Source organism: Xanthomonas sp. WHRI 8393 (genome assembly GCF_040203315.1).
GTDB lineage: Bacteria > Pseudomonadota > Gammaproteobacteria > Xanthomonadales > Xanthomonadaceae > Xanthomonas > Xanthomonas arboricola.
Genome location: NZ_JBEGGL010000001.1, coordinates 434762 through 459484 on the forward strand (window position 1 = coordinate 434762; position 24723 = coordinate 459484).

The following is a 24723-nucleotide window of genomic DNA, read 5'->3' on the forward strand; positions in this document are numbered from 1 at the left end:
TCTGAGTACGTGGGCCGCAGTGTGTGGGCTGCTGCGTATAGACGGTGTTAGCGGTGGCAGGGCTTGTTTGGGTTGCGGTTAAGTAATGATGCGGGGCGATGCTGTGATCGGCGTTTACCTGGATCCGGAATCTACGTGGATGCGGCAGAAGCCTGACCTGGCCGGTGTCGACGCTGACGTCGCTTCTCCCGCCGGAAGTAAGGTGCCCGACGGGTGGATGAGGGGACGGGCGAAGCCACGTGCACTTGAGCAGCGCGAGGGCTTCGCACCGTACCCGCACCCCAGCCCCTCTCCCGAGGTGAGAGGGGCTTACATCAGGTGCCGCGCGGTTTTGCCCGATGGGTTGCAGTCGCGGTCCATGGATCTTCCGGCCACGGATGTCTGGGATACCGTCCCTTCATCTCCTTTCTGACATCCGGATAGGTCGTGACCCAGAAGCTCTTCAAATCCTGCGTGACCTGCAACGGGCGTCCGCCGGGCGAGAGCAGATGCAGGGTCAGCGGGATGCGGCCGTCGGCGATGCGCGGGGTTTCAGCCAGGCCGAACAGTTCCTGCAGCTTGACCGCCAGCACCGGCGGCAACGGTTGCTCGGTGTGGTCGAGGGCGTAGACGATCTGCCGCTCCATGCCCGAGGGCACGCTAATGCGGGTGGGCGCATGGCGGTCGATCAGCTGGCGGCGGTCCCACGGCAGGGCGGCCTTGAGCGCCTCGCCCAGATTGGCCTCGTCCAGCGCATCCAGGCGGGTCTTGCCAGCGAAGGCCGGGCGCAGCCAGGTGTCCAGTGTCTCCAGCAACGCGGCGTCGGACAGATCGGGCAGTGCAAGCTCGGGCATCCAGGCACGCAACGACTGCAGGCGGGCCCGCCATTGGCGAAGGCCGTCGGTCCACGGCAAGGCATCCAGGCCGAGCTGCCGCACCGCCTCGGTCAGCGCACCGGCGGCTTGCGCCGGATCGACGCGGCCGGCCGGGCGGCTGTCGAGCACGATGCGGTCGAAGCTGGATTGCCGACGCGCGACCAGGGCGCGCTTGTCCGCGTCCCACTGCACCAGATCCTGCTGCACGAAACGCTCGGGCACGCTGCGGCGCAGATAGCCTTCGTCCACCGGCGCGGCACGCAACAGCAGCGCGTCCTTGGCTTCGTAGCGCAGCTCGCTGGCAACCAGCCAGGGCTCGCCGCGCAGGTCGCTGTGGTCGAACAGGCGCGCGCTGCGGCCGTTGGCCAGCAGGTAGCGCAACGGGTCGTTGGGATGGCGTGTGGCAATGCGGTCGGGGAAGGCGTGCGAGAGCAGGTCGCCGAGCGCGTGCGCCTCCACGCTGGCGGGCGGGGCACTGTCGCAGCGCAGCCGCCGTCGCCATTGTTTGGCGGCGCTGTCGATCGCAGCCAGGCCGCCGCGGTTGGCATCGTGCGCGCTGCGGCCTTGGCGGAATGCGGCCAGTGCGCGCCAGCGTGCAGCCAGTCCATCGCCGCCCTGACGCAGCGGATCGCGCGCTTCCAGCAAGGCGGCCAGGTCGCAGGCCAGCGCCACGCGTGTCGCGTCGCCAGCCTGCGCCAGCATCGCGGCCAGACGCGGATGGGTGCCCAGCGCGAGCATGCGCCGGCCCAGTGCGGTGATGCCGCCGCTGCCGGTGAGCGCGCCCAGCCGCTGCAGCAACTCGTGCGCGGCGGCCAGCGCACCGGCCGGCGGGGCATCGACGAAGCGCAGCGCGGCGCTGCCCCAGGCGGCCAGTTCCAGCGCCAGGCCGGCCAGCTCCACCTGGGTGATCTCCGCGCGCCGCTGCGGTTCCAGCCGCTGCGATTGCGGCCACAGCCGGTACGCCCAGCCGCTGGCCACACGCCCGGCGCGGCCGGCGCGCTGGTCGGCCGGGGCCTGCGCGATGGTGGTGATGTCCAGGCGCGAGAAGCCGCTGTTGGGATCGTAATGCGGCTCGCGCGCCAGCCCGCTGTCGATGACCACGCGCACGCCGGGCAGGGTGACCGAGGACTCGGCGACGTTGGTCGCCAGCACCACGCGGCGGCGCCCGGACGGGTCGGGTTGCAGCACCTGGCTTTGCGCCTCGACCGCCAGCTCGCCGTGCAGCGGCAGCACCTGCACCGCCGGATCCAGCACGTCCTGCAGCGCGCTGTGCACGCGTGCGATCTCGCGCTGGCCGGGCAGGAACACCAATACATCGCCCGGGTGGGTGGACAAGGCGTGTTCCACCGCGCGCCGGGTCTGCGGCTCCAGCGCTTCGTCGCGGCGCGCGGGAAAGTGCGCGATCTCCACCGGGAAACTGCGGCCGGCGCTGCTCAGGCGCGGCGCGTCGAGAAAGCCGGCCAGGCGCTCGCCATCCAGCGTGGCCGACATCGCCACGATGCGCAGGTCCTCGCGTACCTGCGCCTGCACGTCCAGCGCCAGCGCCAGGCCGAGGTCGCCGGCCAGATGGCGCTCGTGGAACTCGTCGAACAGCAGCGCGCCGACGCTCTCCAGCATCGGGTCGTCCTGGATCAGCCGGGTCAGGATGCCCTCGGTGACGACCTCGATGCGGGTACGCGCGGAGGTCTTGTTCTCGAAGCGGATGCGGTAGCCCACCGTCTCGCCGACCGGCTCGCCCAACTGGCGCGCCATGAACACGGCGGCGCTGCGGGCGGCCACGCGCCGCGGTTCGAGCATCACGATCTTGCGGCCGGCCAGCCACGGTGCGTCCAGCAAGGCCAGCGGTACCTGGGTGGTCTTGCCGGCGCCGGGCGGGGCTTCCAGCACCAGCCGCGGATGGGCGGCCAGGCTGTCGCACAGCTGCGGCAGCAGGGGGGAGATCGGAAAGGCAGGCTCGGTCATGCGCGGGAAGGATACGGGCACGCCACAGATGGCGCGACGGTCGGGCCGTCGGGTGAAGCCTGTCGGGGAATCCGGAAGTGATATTACCTTTCGGGCATTCAAGGCTGACTTTGGCGCCGGCGCTGCTTCAGGCCGGCAGCGTGCCTGTCGATAACCGCTGTACTCCCTGATTTGGACGCCCCATGTCTGCTGTCACCCCGAAATTCGTCAGCCTGCAAAGCAAGCTGCTCGGCGCGCTCGCGCTGGGTCTGTCGGTCATTCTGCTGTGTGCCCTGGGCGGTCTGGGCACGGCGTGGCTGAGCCTGTCCGGCAAGGTACCGCCGGAGGTGGCGCAGGCCTCCAGCAGCGAAGAGATCACCCGCGATTTCCGCCTGCAGGTGCAGGAATGGAAGAACGTGCTGATCCGCGGGCGCGATCCGGCGCTGCTGGACAAGCACCTGAGCGCCTTCCGCGAGCAGGGCAGGAAGGTGCAGGCCAGCACCGAGGCGCTGGCCAAGGCAACCCAGGACCCGCAGGCGCGCACGCTGGCGCAGGACTTTGCCAAGGCGCATCTGGGTCTGCAGCGCAATTACGAAGCGGCGCTGGGCAAGTTTGCCGAGGCCGGCTACGACACCCAGGTGGGCGACCAACTGGTCAAGGGCCAGGACCGCGCGCCCAGCCACACCCTCGAAGAACTGGTGAAGCGCAGCAAGACCCTGGCCGATGCGGCGGTGCTGGCCAGTTCGCAATCGGCGCAGCACAAGCTGGTGCTGTCGGCGGTGGCCACGGTCGCTGCGGCGCTGTGCCTGGTGGCAGTGCTGGGCTGGTGGATCCGTCGCTCGATCGTGCGCCCGATCGAAAACGTCGCGCGTGCGGCACGCCAGGTGGCGGCCGGCGATCTGTCGGCGCGTGCGGCGGTCAGCACGCGCGATGAAATCGGTCTGCTCGGCCAGGCCATGGGCCAGGTGGTCAACACGCTCACTGACGTCTCCACCGCGCAGGCCGACATGGCACAGCGCCACGAAGCCGGGCAGATGAGTTACCGCATGGACGCGCAGGCCTTCCCGGGCGCATACGGCCGCATGGTCGACGACACCAATGGCTTGATCGGCGCGCAGGTCGGTCTGATCGGCGACATGCTGCAGGTGATGCAGCATTACGCGGTCGGCGACATGTCGGTGGACATGCCGCGCCTGCCGGGCGAGAAAGCGCAGATCACCGAGGCGATGGACACCACCAAGCGCAACCTGGCGGCGATCAATGGCGAAATCCGTGGCCTGGTCGACGCGGCTGCGGCCGGCGACTTCGCCACGCGCGGCAATGCCGAGGCCTACCAGTTCGAATTCCGCGCCATGGTCAGCGGCGTCAACGGCCTGATGCAGAACGTGGACCAGAATCTGGCCGAGCTGTCGCAGCTGCTCAAGGCGATCGCCGACGGCGACCTGACCGCGCGCATGCACGGCAACCAGCAAGGCGTGTTTGCACGCATGCGCGACGATGCCAATGCCACCGTGCAGCGGCTGACCGATATCGTCGGCGACATCACCGTGGCCGCGCAGACCATTCGCACCGCCTCGGCAGAGATTGCCGCCGGCAACAACGACCTGGCGCAGCGCACCGAACAGCAGGCCGCCAACCTGGAAGAAACCGCTGCCTCGATGGAAGAGCTCACCTCCACCGTGCGCCAGAATGCCGACACCGCGCAGCAGGCAAGCCGCGGCGCGCAGGCGGCCGCGGAGATCGCCGGCCGTGGCGGCGAGATGGTGGCCAGCGTGGTCGACACCATGGGCGAGATCGAGGTGTCGTCCAAGAAGATCGCCGAGATCATCAGCGTCATCGACGGCATCGCCTTCCAGACCAACATCCTGGCGCTGAACGCGGCAGTGGAAGCGGCGCGTGCCGGCGAACAGGGCCGCGGCTTTGCCGTGGTCGCCTCGGAAGTGCGCGCGCTGGCACAGCGTTCGGCCGGCGCGGCCAAGGAGGTCAAGCAGCTGATCGACGCCTCGGTGGACAGCGTGGAGCGCGGCAGCGCGCGCGTGGATCAGGCCGGGCAGACGATGCAGCAGATCGTGCAGTCGGTGCAGCAGGTGACCACGTTGATTGCGGAGATTTCCGCTGCATCGCGCGAACAATCCTCCGGCATCGAGCAGGTCGCCCGCACTGTCAACGACATGGACGAAACCACCCAGCGCAATGCCGCACTGGTGGAAGAAGCCTCCGCCGCAGCCCGTGCGATGGAAGAGCAGGCGGTGGAACTGAGCGAAGCGGTATCGGTGTTCCGCCTGGATGCACGCCGGCCGCGCCTGGCGGCTGCGGCTTGATTGCGTGAGGCGTTGTAGCGGCCCAGGTGCAGCTGCTTGAATCAAAAAGCCCTGTGCGTCGAGGGCGCGGTGCCCTCACCACCTGCGGGACACGCCGTGCATCCGTCCATGGAGGCTCCTTGGCGGCCTCCATGCCGCCAAGGGTACCGCAAGCGGCGGGGACGCCGCACCAAGCTTTGGTCGATGGGCGCGTGAAAACCTGGTTTTGCTTTGGGGTGCCGAGAAGTTTGAGATCGCTTCGTTCAAGGCTTGCCTGTTGCTCGAATTCGATTGAGGGGCTAACTGGGCTCCCACAATCCGAACAACGCACATCGTGCATTGCTTGCACCAAGCACACCGACCATCTCGCTTGGTCCTTGCCCGCCTACCGTCGCGGGACCTTACGCGGCATGGATGCCGCGTAAGAGCCTACACGGACGTACTTGCGGCGTGTCCTGCGATGGTGGGCGGGCAAGGGCCCTGCAACCAAGCCGCAGATCGACCGCTCCAGATCGACCGCTCCACGATCGATCCATCGACACCATCCAGTCACTTCGAGACACACGAAAACTGCGCTAAAAACCTGCGAATTCAAGTCGCAGCGTCGTCGGACGACCAAGCCAGGCCAAACCAGTCCGACCTCATTATCCGGTCATCAACCCGCTTCGCGCATCCGCGCGGTCAGGCCCTTGAGGAAGGCGCGCAGCAGCTGGTCGCCGCAGGGGCGAAAATTCTTGTGGCCGGGCTGGCGGAACAGCGCGGACAGTTCCGGCTTGGACAGCGGGAAGCCGGCGCTGGCGAAGATGGCGTGCATGTCCACGTCTTTCAGCTCGAAGGCCACGCGCAGTTTCTTCAGCACCAGGTTGTTGCCGACGCGGGTTTCCAGCGGGCGCACCGGCTGGCTCTCGTCACGGCCGCGAAAACGCAGCACCAGGCCATCGAGGAAGCGTGCCAGCATTGCGTCGGTGCAGGGCTCGAAACCGGGCTCGTCTTCCTTCTTCAGCCAGGCCTGTACCTGCGGCTTGTCGAGCGCGAACTCCGGGTCGGCCAGGTGGGTGATCTCCACCACCTTGTCGTCGCTGAGGTCGAGCATGTAGCGGATGCTGCGCAGTACATCGTTGTGGATCATGACAATTCCGGGGCCCCGGCCTGTCGCCGGAAAGGCGCCATTCTACGGGGCCGATGCGGAACGCGGCGTGTGCCCCGCCGATCCGTTGCCGAACCGTCGGCCGCTCAGCTGCCGCGATAGGTGGAATATCCGTACGGTGAGAGCAGCAGCGGCACGTGGTAATGGCCGTTGTCGGCAATGCCGAACGCGATCGGGACCTGTTCCAGGAAGGGCGGGTCGGGCAGTGCGGTTCCGGCCGCCCGCCAGTAGCCGGCCACCTCGAATTCCAGCCGGTAGCGGCCGGGTTGCAGCGTGAGTGCGGCCATTTCGGGGCAGCGCCCGTCCTGGTTGGTGACCCCGTCGAAATGCAGCGTGGCGCCGGCGAACAGGCGCAAGGCGATGCCGGCGGCGGGGCGGCCCGTGGCCGTATCCAGCACATGGGTGGACAGCGTGCTCATGCCACCGCCTGGGTCGGTTGCGGCCATTGGCCGACGAACTCGGGCTGGTCGTAAGCCAGATAGCTGTCGACGATGGCCTGGCGGTCGTCCAGGAACAGCTGGTCGGCCACCGCGCGGGCCAGCCGCGGCAGCGCGACCTTGAGCCCGGACAGCGCCGCCGCCGACGGGCCGTGGTTGATCAGCGCCGAATAGTTGAAGGCGAACAAGCCGTGCAGCAGTGCGGCATCGTCAGGCGTGCGCGGCAGCAGTTCGAAGCCCGGCCCCAGGTAGGGATGCGCATCCAGCACCGGATTGGCCTGGCCCGGCGGCGGCTGGTAGCGGTCGCCCCAGCAGGCGATGCGCCCGGACAGCGCGGCCAGTTCCGGGCGTAGTTGCGGGTCGGTGACCAGGCCGGTGGCAACGGCCAGAAAATCGAAGCGGTGCTCGCCCTGTGGCGTGCGCACCACCACCTCGCCATCGCGCTCGGCCACCTCCAGCCATGGCGCGCCCAGGTGCAGCGCGAAGCCGGCATGCGCGCAGGCACGCTGGAAGGTGTCGTTGGTCGGCGGCTGGTTGTGTGCGAAGAAGCTGGCCATCATCCGGTACTTGTCCGCATCCGGCAGCGTCAGAAAGCGCGGGATGATGCCGGCCTGTTCCATGTGGCGGAATGGGTTGATGCGCGGCAATGCGCTGCGGCGCACGAACACCTCGGCACTGGCGACGCCTTGATCCAGCGCGAAACAGGCGTTGTCGAACGCGGAGGCGCCACCGCCCAGGATGCCCACGCGCTTGCCGGCCAGCGCGGCGAAGTCGATGTGGCCGGAGGTATGCGCATAGCGCTGTGCGGGCAGGGCGCCGCTGATCCAGTCCGGCACCATCCACTGGCCGCCGCCCTGGATGCCGGTGGCCAGGATCAGCTTGCGCGTCAGCAGCGGCGCGCCCATCGCCAGATGCAGGCGATGGATGCCCGGCGCCACGTCCGGTTCCACCCGCGCCAGCCGCGTGGCATTGCGCACCGGCAGGCGCAGCACCGCGCGGTACCAGCGCAGGTAGTCCATCCAGCTGCCGCGCGGGATCTTGTCCAGCGCGTCCCAGCCAGCGCCGCCGTGTTGCGCCTCCCACCAGGCGCGAAAGGTCAGCGATGGCACGCCCAGGTCGATCGAGGTGATCTGCTTGGGCGTGCGCAAGGTCTGCATGCGCGCGTAGGTCACCCACGGGCCTTCCTGCCCGGCCGGGTTCTCATCGATGACCAGCAGGTTGTGCACGCGCTCGCGTTGCAGTGCGAACGCCGCGCCCAGGCCGCTCTGGCCGGCGCCGACGATGACCACGTCATACACATGCCCTGCCGGATGCACGCGCGGCTGCGTCCAGGCATCGCCGCCGTGGGCCAGGCGTTGCAGGTCGTGGTGGAGCTCGCGTTCGAGTTGGGCCAGGCTCATGGCAGTGCCTCCAGGCGCAGTTGCACGATCTTGCCGATCTCGGCGAGGGCGGTGGACAGTTCTTCGCTGCGCGAGGCATCCAGCCGGCGTTCCAGTGCGGCCAGGATGCCGGCCTTGTCGTGCAGCCGCACACAGATCACGAACGGAAATCCGAAGCGATGGCGATAGGCCTGATTGAGCGCGTGGAAGCGCTTGAATTCGGCTTCGCTGAGCCGGTCCAATCCGGCCGAGGCCTGCTCGGCGGCCGACGCGGCGGTGAGCGTGCGGTCGATCGCCGCCTTGCCCGCCAGCTCCGGATGCGCGCGGATCAACGCAACCTGGTCTTCCTGCGACGCGTCGAACACCACCTGCATCAGCCCGCGGTACACATCGGCGAACGGACGCCGCCGTGCAGCGCGTTCGACCACCCACGGCGAATGCTCGAACAGCTCGCGGTAGCGCGCCACGAAGGCGGCATCGTCCAGCACGCTGTCGTCGATCACGCTCATGCATGCGCCCCCTGCAGCGACACATGCGCGGCCACCACTTTCCAGCCGTCGGCAAAACGCACCCAGCTCTGGCTCTGGCGGCCGCGCGCGCTGCTGCCGTCGCGGATAAATTCTGCGTGCGTGGTGGCGAAGTCGTGGCCGAAGCCATGCACCTGCACATGCACAAGCCGGCGTTGCGGCGAGCCGCCGCGGCCGATGCGGAAGGCGCGGATCGCCTCGATGCCGTACAGCACCTCGCCCACGCCATAGCGCACCGTGCTGGGTGCCGGGTGGAACAGCGCATCCATTGCGGCGATGTCGTCGTCCATCAGGGCCTGTTCGTAGGCATGGAAGGCGGCGGTCACTTGCGCGATCACCTCGGGCAGGTCGATGTCGGCGGTGTCGATGCTCATGCCGGATGGACCTGCAGCCAATGCCGCGCAATATCGATGCGGCGCGCAATCCAGGCATCGCCGCTGGCCAGCACGTGATCGACGAAACGTGCCAGGGCCGCCGCGCGCGCCGGCTTGCCGACGATGCGCCCATGCAGGCCGACCGACAGCATGCGCCCGCCTTCGCTGCGCAGGTGCTCGAAGCCATCGCGCAGATAGCGGAAGAACGGCTCGCCATCGGCAAAGCCGTTGTAGGCGACGAATTTCATATCGTTGGCGTCCAGCGTGTACGGCACGATCAACTGCGCACGGCCATGCCGATGGTCGTAGTACGGCACATCGTCGGCGTAGCTGTCGGCGTCGTAGACAAAGCCGCCTTCCTCGGCGACCAGCCGCGCGGTGTTGGGGCTGGTGCGGCCCTGGTACCAGCCCAGCGGGCGGCTGCCGGTGGCGCGGGTGTGCACGGCGATGGCTTCGGCGATATGCGCACGCTCGGTGGCTTCATCCACATGCTGGTAATCGATCCAGCGCAGGCCGTGGCTGGCGATCTCCCAGTCGGCGGCCTGCATCGCGGCGACTGCCTCGGGATTGGAGGCCAGCGCGTGCGCCACGCCGAATACGGTCACCGGCACATTGCGCGCAGTGAACAACCGATGCAGCCGCCAGAAGCCGGCACGGCTGCCGTATTCGTACAGGCTTTCCATCGCCATGGCGCGCGCGCCGGGCTGCGCTTGCGTGCCGACCATCTCCGACAGGAAGGCCTCCGAGCCGGCATCGCCGTTGAGCACGCAGTTTTCCGCGCCCTCTTCGTAATTGATGACGAACTGCACTGCGATGCGCGCGCCACCGGGCCACTGCGCCGCAGGCGGGGTGGCGCCATAGCCGACCAGGTCGCGCGCCGTGTTCATGCCTGCGGCTCCGCGTGCCAGGCCGCCAGTGCGGCTTCCACCGCCAGCCCTGGTGTGCAGGCGTAGCCTTCGGCGCGCAGCACCGCTTCCAGCGCGGCCAGGGTGATCAGCACCTTGTGTTTCATCGCGTTGTAGCCCATCGCGCCGATGCGCCAGATCCTGCCCTGCAACGGCCCGAACGCGGTACCGATCTCGATCTCGAAATCCTCGCGCATGCGCCGGCGCACCGCATCGCTGTCGATGCCGTGCGGAATCACCACGCCGGTGACATTGGTCATGCGATGCGCATCATCGCCGAACACCTCCAGCCCCAGCGCGCGGATGCCGGCACTCACCGCACGCCCGGCGGCGGCGTGGCGGGCGAAGCGGGCGTCAAGGCCTTCCTGCAGCGCCACACGCGCGCATTCGCGGGCGCCGTACAACATGGTGGTGGCTTCGGTGTGGTGATTGAGGCGCTTGTCCGACCAGTAATCCATGATCATCGCCAGATCGAAATAATTCGAGGCGATGCGCGGCCCGCTGCCGTTGACGATGTCCTCGCGCACGATGCCGCGCTCGACATGGCGACGCGCGAAGATCGCCTCGGCCGCCGCGTCGGAGACGGTGATCGGCGCCGAGCCGGACGGCCCACCCAGGCATTTCTGCAGGCCGCCGGTGACCACGTCCACGTCCCAGCGATCGCTGGCGATGGGCATGCCGCCGATGGTGGCAGTGGCATCGACGTAACTCAGCGCGCCGGCCGCGCGGCACAGCGCGCCGAGGCCATCCAGCGGCTGGGCCATGGTGGTGGAGGTGTCGCCGTGCACGGTAGCGACCAATTTGGGTGCCACGCGCTCGATCGCCTCGGCGATTGCAGCAAGCGGCACCACCTCGCCCCAGGGCGCATCCACGGTGTGCACGTCGGCACCGAGCCGGCCCAGGATCTCGGTGAGCAGCAGGCCGAAGCGGCCGAAGTTGATCACCAGCACGCGGTCGCCCGGGCTGACCAGCGACACCAGCGCCGCCTCGATGCCGGCGCGGGCGGTGCCGTCGACCAGAAACGTCCAGCGATTCTCGGTGCCGAACAGCGGCCGGTACAGCGCCATCACCTCGTTCATGTAGGTGGTCATTTCCGGATCGAACTGGCCGAGCAGATCGGCGGCCATCGCACGCAGCACGCGCGGATGCGCATTGACCGGGCCCGGGCCCATCAACAGCCGTTGCGGGGGATCGAGCTCGCCGAAGGTGTGCAGGTGACGCAGATCAGGTGACAAGGGGATCTCCCAGGTGTTCGATGAAGTGGCGCATGACCGCCAGTGCGAGCTCGGCATCGGCCGGGGCCACGTGTTCGTCCGGATGATGGCTGATGCCGCCGGCGCAGCGCACGAACAGCATCGCGGTGGGGCAGAGCGCAGCCATCACCATCGCATCGTGGCCGGCGCCGGACACCAACTGGCGCGGCGCGATGCCTTGTGCGGCGACTGCGTGTTGCAGACGGGTCATCAGTGCCGGTGCGCAGGGGCTGGCGGCCAGCGTCTGCAACGGGTCGATGGCGATGGCGATGTTGCGGGTTTTGCTGATACGGGCCAGTGCGCGTTCGATCTCCAGCACTGCTGCATCGCGCGTTGCATCGTCGCCGGCACGCACGTCCAGCGTGCAGTCCACCCGGCCGGGCACCACGTTGGTGGCACCGGGTGCGACCTGCAGCTTGCCGACCGTGGCGACCAGGTCGTCGCTGCCGGCGCGCGCAATCCCTTCGATCGCCAGCAAGGCCTCGGCAGCGGCGCTCAATGCATCGCGACGCAAGGCCATGGTGGTGGTGCCGGCGTGGCCGGCGCGGCCGTCGAAGCGCAGGGCGAAGCGCCGTTGCGCGGCGATCGCGGTGACGATGCCGACCGGCAGGCCTTCGGCTTCCAGCACCGGGCCTTGTTCGATGTGGGTTTCCAGATAGGCCAGCACGCTGCCGGGCGCGCGTGCGGCATGTTGTAGGTGCGCGATGTCCAGATCCCAGTCGGCCAGCGCGCTGGCCACGTCGGTGCCGCCCGCGTCGGTAACCGCCAGCGTGGCGGGGTCGAGCGTGCCGGCGACCGCGCGGCTGCAGAACATCGAGGCAGGAAAGCGCGACCCTTCCTCGTCGCCGAAAGCGATCACCTCGATCGCGAACGGCAGGCGCCGCCCCTGGGCGTGCAACGCGGCAACGCATTCGATGCCGAGCAGGATGCCTAGCGGGCCGTCATAACGCCCGGCATCGCGCACGCTGTCCAGGTGGCTGCCGATCAGCAGCGCCGGTGCGTCGGCATGCGCGCCTTCGTAGCGCCCGATCAGGTTGGCCGCTGCGTCCAGACGCACCTGCATGCCGGCCTGGCGCATCCATTCGCCCACCTGTGCGACGGCGGCGCGATGCGCCGGGCTGAGCCAGGCGCGGAACAGCCCGCCGGGTGTGTCGCTGTAGGGCGGCAGGCCCAATGCGTCGCAGCGGGCGACCGCGCGTGCGCCCGAGCTGTGGACGGGTGAGCTGCGTTGCGCGCTCAGCATGGGGCGCCGTGCGCGTGTGTTGTTTCAACGCAGCTGCCAGGACCGCGATGCGACAGGGACTGGTGCATGGAGCCTCCGCAGGCGGTGTGAAAAGGGGGCGGGTATCGCCGACGTTGGTCGCCTCGCAGCAATGGCATCAGGTGCTTGCGCGGCCGGCGGCGGCCGTCGAATCGACTATACGAACCGGCCCCGTCACCCCAAAGCGGTTTTTTTAGGGTCGGGCGTTGCAAAAAATGCGACGGGCGGCTTGTGGCCCGTTTTGTTCCTTCTCCCGCCGGGAGCAGGTGCCAGCAGGGCGGATGCGGGTGCGGCAGCGTCGAGATAGCTGAGCAGCCGTAGCCTCACCCCAACCCCTCTCCCGCAGGAGCGGGGCTTCGGGATTCATTTTTCACCGGCTGCTACAGTCATGTGGATTCCATGAAAGAGATTCACCAATGGCGCGCGACAACTTCAAGGACCTGCTGGCACTGATCGCGATCGTTCGCGAGGGCAGCTTTACCCGCGCTGCCGCCAAGCTGGGCGTTTCGCAGTCGGCGCTGAGTCACACCATTCGCGGGCTGGAAGCGGCGCTGGGTCTGCGCCTGCTGACCCGCACCACGCGCAGCGTGGCGCCCACCGAAGCCGGCGAGCGGCTGATCCAGACGGTGGCGCCGCGCTTTGCCGAAATCGAGGAGGCGCTGTCTGCGCTCGGCGAAATGCGCGACACGCCCGCAGGCACCGTGCGCATCACCGCCACCGACTACGCCGCGCGCGCGATCCTGTGGCCCAAGCTGTCCAGGCTGCTGCGCGACTACCCGGAGATCAAGGTCGAGATCGTGGTCGACAACGGCCTGACCGACATCGTCGCCGACCGTTACGACCTGGGTGTGCGGCTGGGCGACCAGGTCGAAAAGGACATGATCGCCGCGCGCATCGCACCGGACATGCGCATGGCCATCGTCGCCGCGCCGTCCTATTTCGCGCGTCGGCCCATCCCCAAGACGCCGCAGGATCTCACCGCGCACAGCTGCATCAACCTGCGCATGAAGACCGCCGGTGGCATCTACGCCTGGGAGCTGGAAAAGGACGGCCGCGAAGTCATCGTGCGCGTGGATGGCCAGCTGACCTTCAACGGCACCTACGAAGCGCTGGACGCGGCGGTGGATGGCTTCGGCATCGCGTTCGTGCAGGAGGATCTGGCGCGCCCGCATATCAAGGCCGGACGGCTGCGCTGGGTGATGAAGGACTGGTCGCCGACCTGGCCGGGCTTGCACGCGTTCTATCCCAGCCGCCGCCATTCCTCGTCCGCCTTCAACCTCGTCGTGGATGCGCTGCGCTACAAGGGTTGAGGGTCCGCGCCAGGCAGAGGCGCTCGACGCAGGCAAGTGGTTGATGAGCGGGCTTCATAAGCCCGTGCGCATCCGCCATCTTTATCGCTGTTCACGGCCTGCGTAAGCTGCAGCACATCCAGACACGCATACGCCCGAGCCGCAGCGCCCGTTGCTGCATTGCGCCCGTCGTGCGTCGCTGCGCTGACAGGTCGATGCAGTGCATCGCTGCCTGCGGCGCATCCCCTCCGAACACCAGGTTCGCGATCGAGCGCGGCGTCAGCGCGCTTGCGGCGTGGCGTTCGTCTCGCATTCCACTTCGCACAAAGGCCCCACATGCAAGCCAGTTCGCTCGCTACCGATCCATCCTCGCGCGCCGCACCCGCCGCAACCCGCCAGACCTGGAGCGCGGTCGGCTCGATGTCGCTCTGCGTTGCGCTGCTGATCGCCTCCGAGTTCATGCCGGTCAGCCTGCTCACGCCGATCGCCGCCGATCTGCACGCCAGTGCCGGCATGGCCGGCCAGGCGATCTCGATCTCCGGCCTGTTCGCGGTGGTCGCCAGCCTGCTGATCGCACCGCTGTCGTCGCGCTTCAACCGGCGCCATGTGCTGATTGCCCTGACCGGGGTGATGCTGTTGTCGATGCTGTTGATCGCCAATGCGCATAGCTTCGGCATGTTGATGGTGGCGCGTGCGTTGCTCGGCATCACCATCGGCGGCTTCTGGGCATTGTCCACCGCCACGGTGATGCGCATCATGCCCGAGCATGCGGTGCCCAAGGCGTTGGGCATCGTGTTTATCGGTAACGCAGTCGCTGCTGCATTCGCCGCGCCATTGGGCAGCTATCTGGGCGCCACCATCGGCTGGCGCGGGGTGTTCTGGGGCATGTTGCCGTTGGTGGCGCTGACCATCGCCTGGCAATGGCGCAGCCTGCCGTCGATGCCCGCACAGGGCGCCACTTCGCTGGGTGGCATCGTGACCTTGTTGAAGCGTCGCTATGTGGCGCGCGCCATGCTCGCGGTGATGCTCGGGTTTGCCGGTGCGTTTTCTGCGTTCACCTACTTTCGCCCGTTTCTGGAAACCGTTGCGCAGGTCGATGTGTCGCAACTGTCGTTGCTGCTGCTCGGCCTGGGCCTGGCTGGATTCGTCGGTACCTATGCCACTACCGCGTTGGTGCCGAAGCGCTTGTTCACCCTGCTCAGCGTACTGCCGGTCGCGCTGGGTGTGGCGACCATCAGCATGCTGCTGGCCGGTCACCTGGTGTGGGCCGTGGCCGTGGCGATGATTGCCTGGGGCACGCTCAACGCGGCGATGCCGGTGGCCTGGTCCACCTGGTTGAGCCGCTGCGTCAAGGACGCACCGGAAAGCGGCGGCGGCCTGATGGTTGCCGCAATCCAGCTTTCCATCATGCTGGGTGGCGCCGCAGGCGGCGTGCTGCTGGATCATGTGTCGATCGGCGCCACCTTTGTCGGTGCCAGCGTGTTGCTGCTGGCCTCGTCACTGGTTGCAGGGCGTGGCGATCGCTTACAGCCGTGAGGGATGGCGATCGCACGATGCGGCGCGCATTGCGCGGACGTCGGCCCGTGCCACGCAACGACGCCAGAGGCAGTGCTTGGCTCCCTCTCGCGGCGCACACCCAAGGTGTCTGCGTAGGTATTGCCGCATGGCCGGTGCTGCTGCCATCGAGCAGCGCCGGTCTGATGCGAGAGACAACGGAAGACGTTGGCGAGCGCACCGTTGTCAGCAAGCGCAAGCGCGTGTGGCTGTTGTGCCGTCGTGGCGGACTCCTGGCGTTATCTCCAACAGTCCGATGTGAGATGACGAGCACCTCACACCAACGCGGAACTTGTCAGGCTCAATCCGCCGACAGCGATCCCAGGGTGAAGCCGGACACGGCATTGACCTTGCCGCGCCAGAGCACACCACGGTTGCTGGGCAGGGGCTGGCCGCCGGGCGAGAAGCAACGCGAGTCGATCAGGTGAATGAACTGCGGCGGCCGGCTGCTTTGCGCATCTTCCTCGGTGTCGTAGATGCTCGCGTGGCTGGCAAACGCACGACGAATATCCTCTTTTTCCTCGGCATCGCCGGGGTAGGCGGCAGAGAATTCCTGCGCAAACGCCTCGAAGTACTGCTTGCCGCTGACCAGCTGGCCGGACACGATGATGCCCTCGACAAACAGCGTGATGCCGAACTGCACGTTCGAGCTGTTGACGGTTGCGACCAGCTTCTGCAGATACCAGTCCAGGCTCTGGCCGTCGAACGCCAGCTTGACGTCTTCCAGGCTGGGTTGGTTGTCTTCTTGCTCTGTCATGTGGCTCTCCTTGGTGGAAGGGTTGATGCGTCTGTCGAAATAAGCGCGGCGACGTAGCTTACCCATCGCCATGCATGCCCAAGAAAGCAAGTGCATCCTGTCCAGTGATTGGCGTGGTTGAGTCCGCCATCGTCGCCTTGGAGAGCATGCCCAGAGTCTATGACATGTTCACCTTGTCGGCCTGCAACTGGCTGCGGTCTCGGTCCTGCGCGCTAGCCGGTGCTGGCGTGCAAGCACGCTCTGACCCGATCGCCTGATTGGCGGGCAGGGATGTCTGCCCGTCACCACGCAGGCGCAGCAAGCATCATCACGCCCCAACCATCACCACCCAGCCACCTCACCATCGGATCGCGGATCGCTTGCTCCGCTGATCACGCCATCGGCCTCGCGCACCAGCGCGCCTGCGTGTCCCATCACCGAGCTGTAGGCGGGCAACAGGTCCACCGCATGCCCGGCATCGCGCAGTGCCTGCACCAGTGCCGGATCAAAGCGGTCTTCCAGCTTGAGTGATGTGCTCTCTTCGCCCCAGGTGCGTCCCAATAACCAGCGTGGTGCGGTGATGGCATGTTGCAGCGGCACGCCGAAACGCGCGTAGCGGGAGAAGATCGCCGCCTGGGTCTGTGGTTGGCCTTCGCCACCCATGGTGCCGTAGGCCATGACGCGGCCATCGTCGAAGGTGGCCAGCGCCGGGTTGAGGGTGTGGAAGGGTTTGCGGCCCGGGGCGAGTGCGTTCCAGCCGTCGGGGGCGAGGCGGAAACTGCAGCCGCGGTTTTGCCAGGTGATGCCGGTGCGCGGCAGCACCAGGCCGGAGCCGAATTCGAAATAGGTGGACTGGATGCAACTGACCGCGCGGCCGTGCGCGTCGATGGCGCCGAACCAGACGGTGTCGCCGGCCTGCGAGGGCTGCGGCCAGGGCAGCGCGCTGTGCATGTCGATGCGTGCGGCGAGCGCATCCAGTGCGCCACTGTCATCGAGCAGCGCCTGTGCGTCCAGCGTCATCCAGTCGGGGTCGCCGAGGTGTGCGTCGCGGATCAGGAAGGCCTGTTTGCTGGCTTCGACCAGGCCGTGGAGGTGCGCATAGCTGTCGGGCTGTGCGACCTGCAGGCGATCGAACAGGGCAAGGATCAGCAGCGAGGCCAGGCCTTGCGTGGGCGGTGCGTGGTTGTAGAGGCGTGCACCGTGGATGGCGACCGAGAGCGGTACGCTGGCGTCGGCACGGTGGCTAGCAAGATCGTGCGCACGCAGCGGGCTGCCGAGCGCCTGCAGGTCGGCGGCGATGTCGTCGGCCAGTGCGCCGCGATAGAAACTGTCCAGGCCGTGGTCGGCCAGCCGTTGCAGGGTGTGTGCGAGCTGCGTCTGATACAGCAGTGCGCCTTCGTGCAGCGGCGTGCCGTGGGGTTCGAAGATGTCCGCGTAGGCACCGGGTTGCACGCGCAGCTCGGCCCCCTTGCTGGTGGCGATGTGCGCACCGCCCAGCGTCACCGGCACGCCGGCGCTGGCGTGGTGGATGGCGTCCTGCAACAGGCGCTGCAGCGACAGGCCGCCGCCTGCGTGCTGCAGGGCAAGCGCCCAGCCGGCGACGGTGCCGGCGACGGTATTGGCCGCGCCCGGGCCGCGCCACGGAATGCTGCTGTGGCCGCGATAGAACTCCAGTGTTGCAGCCTGTGCGGCACGGCCGCAGGCGTCGATGGCGTGCACGCGGCCGTCGGGATCGTGGATCAGCCAGAAGCCGTCGCCCCCGATACCGGTCATGTGCGGGTAGACCACGGCCAGGCAGGCGGCAGTGGCGACGGCCGCTTCGATGGCATTGCCGCCGTCGCGCAGCACATCGCGCCCGGCCTGTGCGGCCAGATGGTGCGGGGCCACGACCATGCCGCGGCGTGCGCGCAAGGTGTGCAGCATCAGCGCGTCTCCGCCGGTGGGCTGAAGGCCAGCAGGCCGTCGCGTTCGAGTTGCGCGGCGAGCGCGAACAGGCGGTCTTCGTGGCCGGGTGCGGCAATCAGCTGCACGCCCAGCGGCAGGCGACCGGGGCGCGGCAACGGCGCGGCCAGCACCGGGCAGGCGGCCAGGCCGAGCGGCTGGGTGAAGATTCCCAGGTTGGCGCGTGCGGACACCGGCAGGCCGTCGATCTGGATGGTGTCCTGGTCGATGCGCGGCGCCACGCAGGGTGTGGCCGGGGCGATCAACACATCCACCTCGTCCCAGAGGCGCTGCATGGCGGCGCCAAACCACTGCGCGAAGCGGTGCGCATCGGCCACCGTGCTGGCGGGCAGTTGCAGGCCGGCGAGCAGGCGGTCGCGGGTGGCCGGGTCGAACCGCTCGGCCTGCGTGCTCAGGCCGGCGCGATGGCGGTGGCCGCCCTCGGCAGCGGTGAGCACGAAGGCGGCGGCGCGGGCGCGTTCTGCTTCGGGTAATTCGATGAGGGTGCTGCTGTTGCAGGCGGTCAGCAATGTGCCGAGGCCGGCATCCAGCTCGGGATCCAGGTTGCGCTGGAACCAGCCGCCCAGCCGAGCGATGCGCAGGCTGCCGGCATTGCACGACGCCAATGGGCGACCGAGCATGACTTCATGGACGCGGCGCAGGTCGGCGATGGAGCTGGCAAACGGGCCGACCACATCCAGCGCATCGACGAAGCCGAACACGCCATCCAGCGGCAACGCGCCGTGCGTGGGGCGCAGGCCATACACGCCGCATAGCGCGGCCGGGACGCGGATGGAGCCGTTGGTGTCCGAGCCCAGCGCGAACGGCACCAGCCCGGCGGCCACCGCGGCGGCCGAGCCGCCCGACGAGCCACCGGCCAGATGACGGTGATCGTGCGGGTTGGCGGTGGTGCCGTAGTGTGCGTTGACGGTGGCGAAGCCGTAGGCGAATTCGTCCATGTTGGCGGTGCCGACCAGCACCGCGCCGGCGTCGCTCAGCCGTTGCACCACGGCCGCATCGCGGCTGGCGGGCGCGCACTGCGCGCGCATGACGGCGCCAGCGGTGGTGACCTGTCCGGCGACGTCGAACAGATCCTTGACCACGAACGGCACGCCGGCCAAGGCACCGCCGTCGCTGCCGCCGGCCAGCGCGGCCTGCACGCGCGCGGCATCGGCGGCGGCGCGTGCGGGCAGCAGGCGGGTGATCGCGCGCAGGCTGTCGTTGGCCTGGTTGATGCGCGTGAGCGTCTGGGTGGCAAGGCGTGCGGCCAGGGTGGGCTGGCTGCGGGTGGTGCTGATGATGGAGGCGATCAGCCCGCGCGGCGTGGTGGTGTCCGGTGCGGCGGGGCGCGGCGCGTTGAAGCTGGCGAGCAGCTGCGCGTGGCCACGCAGGACCTCGGTATTGCGATCGATGCCGGCCTGCCACTGCGCTGGGAGTTGCATGGGGTCACCTGGTTGGAAGCGGGGATTCGCTCGTTGGGAGTCGGGATTGGGATGCCGCAGCCTCATCCGCGCCTCGGGCAGCTTCTCCCGAGGGGAGAGGGAGGAGCGGCAAGCCGACTGCTGGTGGTTGCGGCGCGGTGAGATGGTCTACCAGCAATTGTTCGAACGCTTCGATATCCACCGCGTGCACCACGGTCTGCGCCTGCTCGCCCAGGCCCGGCTGGTACCCCGGTGCCCACGACAGGATGTCGCCGTAGCCGGCATCGAAGGCGGTGTTGGTATCGACGTAGAGCGTCTCGGTCCGTGTCGCCAGCTCGGGCCGCAGCCATACCGCAGTGGCCAACTCGTCCCACATCGGAAAACCCGGTTCGCGGCGGCGCAAGGCATGGCCGATGCTGGTATCGGCCGCGCTCATGCGCGCCAGCAGGTCGGGCGTGAGTTCGGTCGCGGTCGATGGATCCACCGGCACCATGGTGATCCTGCGCCAGGGGGCGCGCATGACGATGCTGGCCGCTTCCGGATCCCAGCGGATATTGAATTCGCGGCGTGGCGAGTTGACGAACTCGCGTGCGAACTGCTGCGCGCTGATGCTGTTGCGTTGCTGGCGTGGGTTGAGGCTGCCGCCCATGTAGACCAGCTCACGTGCCAGCGTGGCGAAGGACGGATCCAGCGATTGCGCAAGCGCCAGATTGGTCAACGGGCCGGTGGCAATGATGCTCACCTCGCCCGGATACTGGCGCACCATGCGCAGCATGAACAACGCGGCCGGCTCGTCGGACGCGCGCACCACGCTGGGATTGCCCAACGGCAGGTCGGGCACCACGTCGTGCGCGTGATAACGCGGCGCGCTTTGCACGGTGTCGCCATCCACCCAGTGCCTGGTCCAGGCACCTTTCCAGACCAGCTTGCCGTAGAGCGCTTCCCAACGCTCGGTGGCCAGTTCGCTGTTGAGCAGCGGATGCACCGGGCCGGGCAGCACCGGGATGTCGGGGTGACCGGCCAATTCCAGCAGGCGGCAGCTATGCGCCAGCACTTCGTCGCGCCAGATGTTGCCGCTGACCGCGCTGATGCCCAACACCTCGACCTCGGGCGACTGCAACAGCAGCAGCTGCGCGGGTGTGAAGCCGTCGATGTCGTCTTCGAGAATGACGCGGCGTCTGGATGAAGAGGTGTGCGGGTCGGTCATTGCGTCTTTGTCATGGAAGGTTGAGTGCGTTGCAGCGGCGATGGATCGAGGGCGTTGGTAGGAGCGTGCCTGCGCGCGACGGGGGGTTACCGGTAAAGCCCGTTCGCGCTCTGGCGCGCTCCTGCATTCAACAACGTGCGCTCGTACTGGGCCAGGTCGGTTTCCAGCTGCCATTGCAGCCGGGCCTTCTCGCTACCCTGGCGGAATGCGCGACAGGCAGCATCATCGGTTTCGCGCTGCAACGCAGTGGCGCAGGCCTGCGCAGCGTTACCGCCGGCATCCCACAGGCTGGTGCCCGGCAGGAAGCTGTAGGTCAGGCCGTTGCGGGCGAGCTGTTTGAGGGTGGGGTAATCGATGCCCTGTTCCTGCATCGCGCGTTGATATTCGTGGGTCATGTCCGCGCGGGAGACGCCGGCATCGTCGGTGGACAGCACCACCGGCACGCCGGCGCGCAGATACATCGCCAGCGGATGTGCGGGGCCTTTGACGCCAAGAATCACATCGTTGCTGGTGAGGTTGATCTCCACCGCAACCTGCTGGCGGCGCATGCGCTGCAGCAGGCCGTCGGCGTCGTCTTCATAAGGCAGGTCCACGCCATGACCGATGCGGCGCGCACCGGCGTCCACCGCCTGGCGGATATGCGAGCGCAGTTGCGCCGGCGGCACCAGGCCCAGGGCCAGCTCGCCGGCATGCAGGGACAGCGGCACGTCGGGGTAGTGCGCGGCGAAGAACCGGAACATCGCCATGTGCCGCGCGTAATCGGCCAGTGCCACCGGGTTGTCTTCGGGCGCGACGATGTTCAACGCCACCGCGCGGCTGCCGCCGGCGGCGATCAGCGCATGCGCCAGCGCCATCTGCCCGAACACCATCGGCTGCGGCAACACGCGCAGCACGTAAGGCACGTAGCGGTAGGTGACCTGGCAGCCGGGACGCGCATCGGGCTGGTCGCAGTGCAGCACGCGGCGCACCTGGGCATCGGTGTCGGCAAGCGCGCGTTGTGCGTCCTGTACCAGCGGCGGCAAGGCATCCTGCAAGGCGCGCAGGTTGGCCGCGTCGTCGTCGCCCTTCCAGGGCAAGGACTGCATCTGTTTGGCTGCCTCATCCATCTGCGGCGGGTTGGCGATGATTTCCACATAGGGCACGCGGTCGCGTGCGGCCTGCTCCAGCACCGCGGCCACGGTGTCGGCAACGCGCGCGCGCACCACCGCGTCGAACTTGCCGAAGGTGCCGAAGAACTGACCGTGTCCGGTGGGTTGCGACGGGCTGGGCAGGAACTTGCGCATCGACAAGGCATCCACCACCCGGCCATACAGCGCGGCATTGCGCGTTGCCAGGCCGCGTGCCGGCTCCTGGCCGTTACCACACGGCGGCGCGCGCAGGCTCAGGTCGTCCAATTGCACGCAGGCGCCATCCTCGCTGGCCCACTGCAGGTAGTCCTCGGCATACACCGAACCGGACAGATGGTTATGCAGGTCGCCGCCCTTGGGCATCGCCTGCAGCCAGGCACGCAGCTGCGCAGGCTGATCGGCGGCGGTGCGCAACAGCTGCGCCACCTGCTGCTCGCGTTGCTGTGCAGGGGTGGCTTGGCTGCGTGCCTGTGCGGCGGTGGGCAACAACAGGCATAGCGCCACAATCAGACTGCGATGAACGATGGACATGCGATGGAAAGCTCGGAAAGAACGGCAATGGCGCAATCACGCCGGTAGATGCGAAGCATGCCTTGCATGCGTGGTGCACGGCCAGCACTGGAGTGGTTTTTTGCTGGTGCTGAAGCTCGTATTGGTGGGCGGACGCCTTGGTGAGGTTGCAAGGCTCCTTGGTGCTACATGAGGCACCGCGCCACCATCAATGCCTGCGGATCGACAAGCGCTGCTTCGTCGCTTGCGAATCTCCCGCAGCGTCCTGCACATCGGCACACCAGGCCTGACGCGGCACATCAGCGCAGCGCAGACAAGCGCGCTGCAGCGACCAGGCCGTTTCCGGCAGCGGGTACGCGATGTACGGGTGATGTGCTGCGGCTGCGTGCAGGTCATGACGATCGGCGGCACAACGCATGCTCATCTGCAGTGCTCACCAATCGCACCGGCAGGACCATCGGCATGAGGCAATGGCCGCACTCGCGGCAGCGCTGCACAGGCATCCGCCACACCCAGGCCGCCTCAAAGATCCAGCACCAGCCGCGGCGAGCGGCTACGCGAACAGCACAGCGTGATCTGCCGGTTCTGCGCGTGTTCGCTGTCGCTGAGCACACTGTCGCGGTGATCAGGGGTGCCCGCCAGGACGCCGGTCAGGCAGGCGCCGCACATGCCCTGCTCGCAGGACAGCGGCACCTCGATGCCGGCGTCCAGCAGGGCACTGGCGATGCTGCAGCCGGCCGGCACCTGCACCACGCGGCCGCTGGCGGCCAGCTCCACTTCGAAGGCGCTGTCGGCAGCGTGGGCGATGCCGGGCTCTGCGGCGGCGAAGTGTTCGCGGTGCAGCTGCTCCGTCGTCCAGCCGTGCGCCCTGGCCAGCAGCGTGAAGTGGTCCATGAAGGCAGCCGGCCCGCACAGGTACAGCTGGTCGCGCGCACGCGCCTGGCCCAATTCCTCGGGCACATGCACGCGCGGGCTTTCGCCGCCATCGCTCAGATGCACCTGCACCTGGCCATGCGCGAAGCCCTGCTGCAGCCGCTGCCCGAACGCCACGTCGGCGTGCCGGCGCGCGTAGTAGTGCAGCACGAAGGGTTCGCCGCGCGCTTCCAGCGCTTCGGCCATCGACAGCAGCGGGGTGATGCCGATGCCGGCGGCCAGCAGCACGTGGCGCTCGCCCGGATGCAGCGGAAACAGGTTGCGCGGTGTGGAGATGCGCAGGCGGTCGCCGGTGCTCAGCTGCTCGCACAGATGCCGCGAGCCGCCGCGCGAGGCGTCGGCCAGCTTCACGCACAGCAGGTAGTGGTCGCGCACATGCGGTGCGCTGGCGATCGAGTACTGGCGGATCATGCCGTCGGGCAGATGCAGGTCCACATGTGCGCCGGCCTCGAAGGCCGGCAATTCCGCGCCGACTGGCTCCAGCCGGATCGCGCGCTGGCGATGGCCCTGGTCGAAGACCTCGGCAACGCGGACCTCGTGCAACTGCATGGCGTGCTCCTTGGCGGTCAGCGCAGGAAGAAATCGCTATAGCCCTGGCTGCGCAGGCCACGGCGATAGGCGATGGAACTGCGGTCGGCCGGGATATGCACTTCCAGCAGCGGGTCCAGCGGCAGGTATTCGGGGCGCTGCGCCTCGACCATGGCGCGGTCTTCCTCGAACACGCGCAGGTTGAAGGCGTGCACGTCCTCCACCGGCAGATGGGTGTCGAAGTTGCGTGCGATCGGCACCAGCAGGCGCGTCTTGTGCTTGGACACCGGGCTGGCTGCGTTCATGATCACCAGCCGCTTGCCCGGCACCGGGAAGTGGATGGTGAGGGTGGCGGTGAACGGCAGATGCACCTCGAAATGGCGCAGCCACTGGAAATCCGGGTCCACGTCCGGCAGCGGCATGTCCACCGAATAATTGGCCACCGAGCTCAGGTAGTCGGCATTGAAGCCGGTCGGCGTCTCGGTGGTGGTGTAGGCCGGCACCTCGCGCTTGTCCGGCTGGGCAAAGGTGGCGGTGTGCACGAAGGCGAAATGCGCCACGTCGATGAAGCCCTCCAGCTGGCGCGCGGCACTGCCGCCGATGTCGAAGGCCGGGCAGACGATCTGCTGGAAGCCGTCCTCGTCCCAGCCGGGCATCGGCGGAATCTGCACCTCGGCCGCGCTGACGCCGGCCGGTTTGGCCAGGCAGACCCAGATCAACCCGTAGCGCTCGGCCACCGCGTAGGTGTGCAGGCGCATCTTGGCCGGGATGTTCTGGCTGGGACTGGCGGGGATGTGGTTGCAGCGCCCGCCCGAGCCGAAGCGCAGCCCGTGGTAGGCGCAGACCACGCCGCCGCCATCGGCGGTGCCCATGCTCAGCGGCACGCCGCGGTGCGGGCAGACGTCGCGCGCGGCCACCAGTTCCTCGCCCAGCCGGTACAGCACCAGCGGCTCGTCCAGCAGGGTGGCCTTGAACGGCGCCTGCCCGACCTCGCTGCTCAGCGCCACCGCGTGCCAGTGCTGGGCCAGGCGCTGCCAGTCGGCGGCCTCGAAGGTGCAGTGCAGCGGCAGGGTGGGGACGGCGACATCCATGGGTCCAG

General features: G+C 68.2%; 19 protein-coding genes. 3 read left to right on the forward strand and 16 right to left on the reverse strand.

Features of this window, described 5'->3' with window-relative positions; all coding sequences use genetic code 11:
• Window positions 1-314 precede the first annotated feature (314 nt).
• Window positions 315-2816: an ATP-dependent helicase HrpB gene (gene hrpB / locus ABQ137_RS01855; RefSeq protein ID WP_349781032.1), complete on the reverse strand. Its 2502-nt coding sequence runs from the start codon at window positions 2814-2816 to the stop codon at window positions 315-317.
• Window positions 2817-2998: 182 nt separating this feature from the next.
• Between hrpB and ABQ137_RS01860 the strand changes: the two genes are divergently transcribed.
• On the forward strand, window positions 2999-5116 hold the full coding sequence (locus ABQ137_RS01860; RefSeq protein ID WP_349781033.1) for a methyl-accepting chemotaxis protein: 2118 nt from the start codon (window positions 2999-3001) through the stop codon (window positions 5114-5116).
• A gap of 634 nt (window positions 5117-5750) precedes the next feature.
• Here ABQ137_RS01860 and ABQ137_RS01865 read toward each other — a convergent pair.
• The 8 genes from ABQ137_RS01865 to ABQ137_RS01900 form a co-directional block, all read right to left on the reverse strand.
• Complete coding sequence (locus ABQ137_RS01865) at window positions 5751-6224, reverse strand: YehS family protein (RefSeq protein WP_016901421.1); 474 nt, start codon at window positions 6222-6224, stop codon at window positions 5751-5753.
• 104 nt (window positions 6225-6328) lie between these two features.
• Window positions 6329-6688 (reverse strand): hydroxyisourate hydrolase, encoded by a 360-nt coding sequence (uraH, locus tag ABQ137_RS01870; RefSeq protein WP_349781034.1) that lies wholly within the window; start codon window positions 6686-6688, stop codon window positions 6329-6331.
• Window positions 6658-8079: an FAD-dependent urate hydroxylase HpyO gene (gene hpyO / locus ABQ137_RS01875; RefSeq protein WP_104593687.1), complete on the reverse strand. Its 1422-nt coding sequence runs from the start codon at window positions 8077-8079 to the stop codon at window positions 6658-6660. Before hpyO ends, uraH begins: the two co-directional genes overlap by 31 nt.
• A complete protein-coding gene (uraD, locus tag ABQ137_RS01880; RefSeq protein ID WP_016901424.1) occupies window positions 8076-8567 on the reverse strand; it encodes a 2-oxo-4-hydroxy-4-carboxy-5-ureidoimidazoline decarboxylase in 492 nt (163 codons plus the stop codon). Before uraD ends, hpyO begins: the two co-directional genes overlap by 4 nt.
• Window positions 8564-8959, reverse strand: a complete 396-nt coding sequence (gene hpxZ, locus ABQ137_RS01885) for an oxalurate catabolism protein HpxZ (RefSeq protein WP_054592086.1) — start codon at window positions 8957-8959, stop codon at window positions 8564-8566. Before hpxZ ends, uraD begins: the two co-directional genes overlap by 4 nt.
• Window positions 8956-9846, reverse strand: coding sequence for an allantoinase PuuE (puuE, locus tag ABQ137_RS01890; protein ID WP_166771532.1), 891 nt, complete (start codon window positions 9844-9846; stop codon window positions 8956-8958). The genes hpxZ and puuE overlap by 4 nt, the downstream gene beginning before the upstream one ends.
• Window positions 9843-11099, reverse strand: a complete 1257-nt coding sequence (locus ABQ137_RS01895; RefSeq protein WP_016901427.1) for a pyridoxal-phosphate-dependent aminotransferase family protein — start codon at window positions 11097-11099, stop codon at window positions 9843-9845. The genes puuE and ABQ137_RS01895 overlap by 4 nt, the downstream gene beginning before the upstream one ends.
• A complete protein-coding gene (locus tag ABQ137_RS01900) occupies window positions 11089-12360 on the reverse strand; it encodes an allantoate amidohydrolase (protein WP_349781035.1) in 1272 nt (423 codons plus the stop codon). Before ABQ137_RS01900 ends, ABQ137_RS01895 begins: the two co-directional genes overlap by 11 nt.
• A gap of 434 nt (window positions 12361-12794) precedes the next feature.
• On the opposite strand from ABQ137_RS01900, the gene ABQ137_RS01905 reads away from it, so the two are divergent.
• Window positions 12795-13688, forward strand: coding sequence for a LysR family transcriptional regulator (locus tag ABQ137_RS01905; protein ID WP_349781036.1), 894 nt, complete (start codon window positions 12795-12797; stop codon window positions 13686-13688).
• 315 nt (window positions 13689-14003) lie between these two features.
• Complete coding sequence (locus ABQ137_RS01910; protein WP_349781037.1) at window positions 14004-15203, forward strand: MFS transporter; 1200 nt, start codon at window positions 14004-14006, stop codon at window positions 15201-15203.
• A 319-nt stretch (window positions 15204-15522) separates the two neighbouring features.
• Here the strand turns inward: ABQ137_RS01910 and gvpU are convergent, their stop codons facing one another.
• From gvpU to ABQ137_RS01945, 7 genes are all read right to left on the reverse strand, one after another.
• Entirely contained in the window at window positions 15523-15978 is a 456-nt protein-coding gene (gvpU, locus tag ABQ137_RS01915) for a gas vesicle accessory protein GvpU (RefSeq protein ID WP_039528928.1), read from the reverse strand.
• A 321-nt stretch (window positions 15979-16299) separates the two neighbouring features.
• On the reverse strand, window positions 16300-17880 hold the full coding sequence (locus ABQ137_RS01920) for a gamma-glutamyltransferase family protein (protein WP_166771535.1): 1581 nt from the start codon (window positions 17878-17880) through the stop codon (window positions 16300-16302).
• Window positions 17880-19340, reverse strand: a complete 1461-nt coding sequence (locus ABQ137_RS01925; RefSeq protein WP_349781038.1) for an AtzE family amidohydrolase — start codon at window positions 19338-19340, stop codon at window positions 17880-17882. Before ABQ137_RS01925 ends, ABQ137_RS01920 begins: the two co-directional genes overlap by 1 nt.
• 4 nt (window positions 19341-19344) lie before the next feature.
• A complete protein-coding gene (locus tag ABQ137_RS01930; protein ID WP_349781039.1) occupies window positions 19345-20526 on the reverse strand; it encodes a nucleoside hydrolase in 1182 nt (393 codons plus the stop codon).
• An 86-nt stretch (window positions 20527-20612) separates the two neighbouring features.
• Complete coding sequence (locus tag ABQ137_RS01935; protein WP_349781040.1) at window positions 20613-22184, reverse strand: adenosine deaminase family protein; 1572 nt, start codon at window positions 22182-22184, stop codon at window positions 20613-20615.
• 501 nt (window positions 22185-22685) lie between these two features.
• Window positions 22686-23645 carry a PDR/VanB family oxidoreductase gene (locus tag ABQ137_RS01940; RefSeq protein ID WP_180969542.1) on the reverse strand — a complete coding sequence of 320 codons (960 nt, stop codon included), beginning with the start codon at window positions 23643-23645 and terminating at the stop codon, window positions 22686-22688.
• A 17-nt stretch (window positions 23646-23662) separates the two neighbouring features.
• Window positions 23663-24715, reverse strand: a complete 1053-nt coding sequence (locus ABQ137_RS01945) for a Rieske 2Fe-2S domain-containing protein (protein WP_166771540.1) — start codon at window positions 24713-24715, stop codon at window positions 23663-23665.
• Window positions 24716-24723 lie beyond the last annotated feature (8 nt).

What these genes read in the sequence shown, in the direction of transcription:
- hrpB (WP_349781032.1), bottom strand. Translation starts at nt 2,816, where the DNA reads ATGACCGAGCCTGCCTTTCCGATCTCCCCCCTGCTGCCGCAGCTGTGC.
- ABQ137_RS01860 (WP_349781033.1), top strand. Translation starts at nt 2,999, where the DNA reads ATGTCTGCTGTCACCCCGAAATTCGTCAGCCTGCAAAGCAAGCTGCTC.
- ABQ137_RS01865 (WP_016901421.1), bottom strand. Translation starts at nt 6,224, where the DNA reads ATGATCCACAACGATGTACTGCGCAGCATCCGCTACATGCTCGACCTC.
- uraH (WP_349781034.1), bottom strand. Translation starts at nt 6,688, where the DNA reads ATGGCCGCAACCGACCCAGGCGGTGGCATGAGCACGCTGTCCACCCAT.
- hpyO (WP_104593687.1), bottom strand. Translation starts at nt 8,079, where the DNA reads ATGAGCCTGGCCCAACTCGAACGCGAGCTCCACCACGACCTGCAACGC.
- uraD (WP_016901424.1), bottom strand. Translation starts at nt 8,567, where the DNA reads ATGAGCGTGATCGACGACAGCGTGCTGGACGATGCCGCCTTCGTGGCG.
- hpxZ (WP_054592086.1), bottom strand. Translation starts at nt 8,959, where the DNA reads ATGAGCATCGACACCGCCGACATCGACCTGCCCGAGGTGATCGCGCAA.
- puuE (WP_166771532.1), bottom strand. Translation starts at nt 9,846, where the DNA reads ATGAACACGGCGCGCGACCTGGTCGGCTATGGCGCCACCCCGCCTGCG.
- ABQ137_RS01900 (WP_349781035.1), bottom strand. Translation starts at nt 12,360, where the DNA reads ATGCTGAGCGCGCAACGCAGCTCACCCGTCCACAGCTCGGGCGCACGC.
- ABQ137_RS01905 (WP_349781036.1), top strand. Translation starts at nt 12,795, where the DNA reads ATGGCGCGCGACAACTTCAAGGACCTGCTGGCACTGATCGCGATCGTT.
- ABQ137_RS01910 (WP_349781037.1), top strand. Translation starts at nt 14,004, where the DNA reads ATGCAAGCCAGTTCGCTCGCTACCGATCCATCCTCGCGCGCCGCACCC.
- gvpU (WP_039528928.1), bottom strand. Translation starts at nt 15,978, where the DNA reads ATGACAGAGCAAGAAGACAACCAACCCAGCCTGGAAGACGTCAAGCTG.
- ABQ137_RS01920 (WP_166771535.1), bottom strand. Translation starts at nt 17,880, where the DNA reads ATGCTGCACACCTTGCGCGCACGCCGCGGCATGGTCGTGGCCCCGCAC.
- ABQ137_RS01925 (WP_349781038.1), bottom strand. Translation starts at nt 19,340, where the DNA reads ATGCAACTCCCAGCGCAGTGGCAGGCCGGCATCGATCGCAATACCGAG.
- ABQ137_RS01930 (WP_349781039.1), bottom strand. Translation starts at nt 20,526, where the DNA reads ATGACCGACCCGCACACCTCTTCATCCAGACGCCGCGTCATTCTCGAA.
- ABQ137_RS01935 (WP_349781040.1), bottom strand. Translation starts at nt 22,184, where the DNA reads ATGTCCATCGTTCATCGCAGTCTGATTGTGGCGCTATGCCTGTTGTTG.
- ABQ137_RS01940 (WP_180969542.1), bottom strand. Translation starts at nt 23,645, where the DNA reads ATGCAGTTGCACGAGGTCCGCGTTGCCGAGGTCTTCGACCAGGGCCAT.
- ABQ137_RS01945 (WP_166771540.1), bottom strand. Translation starts at nt 24,715, where the DNA reads ATGGATGTCGCCGTCCCCACCCTGCCGCTGCACTGCACCTTCGAGGCC.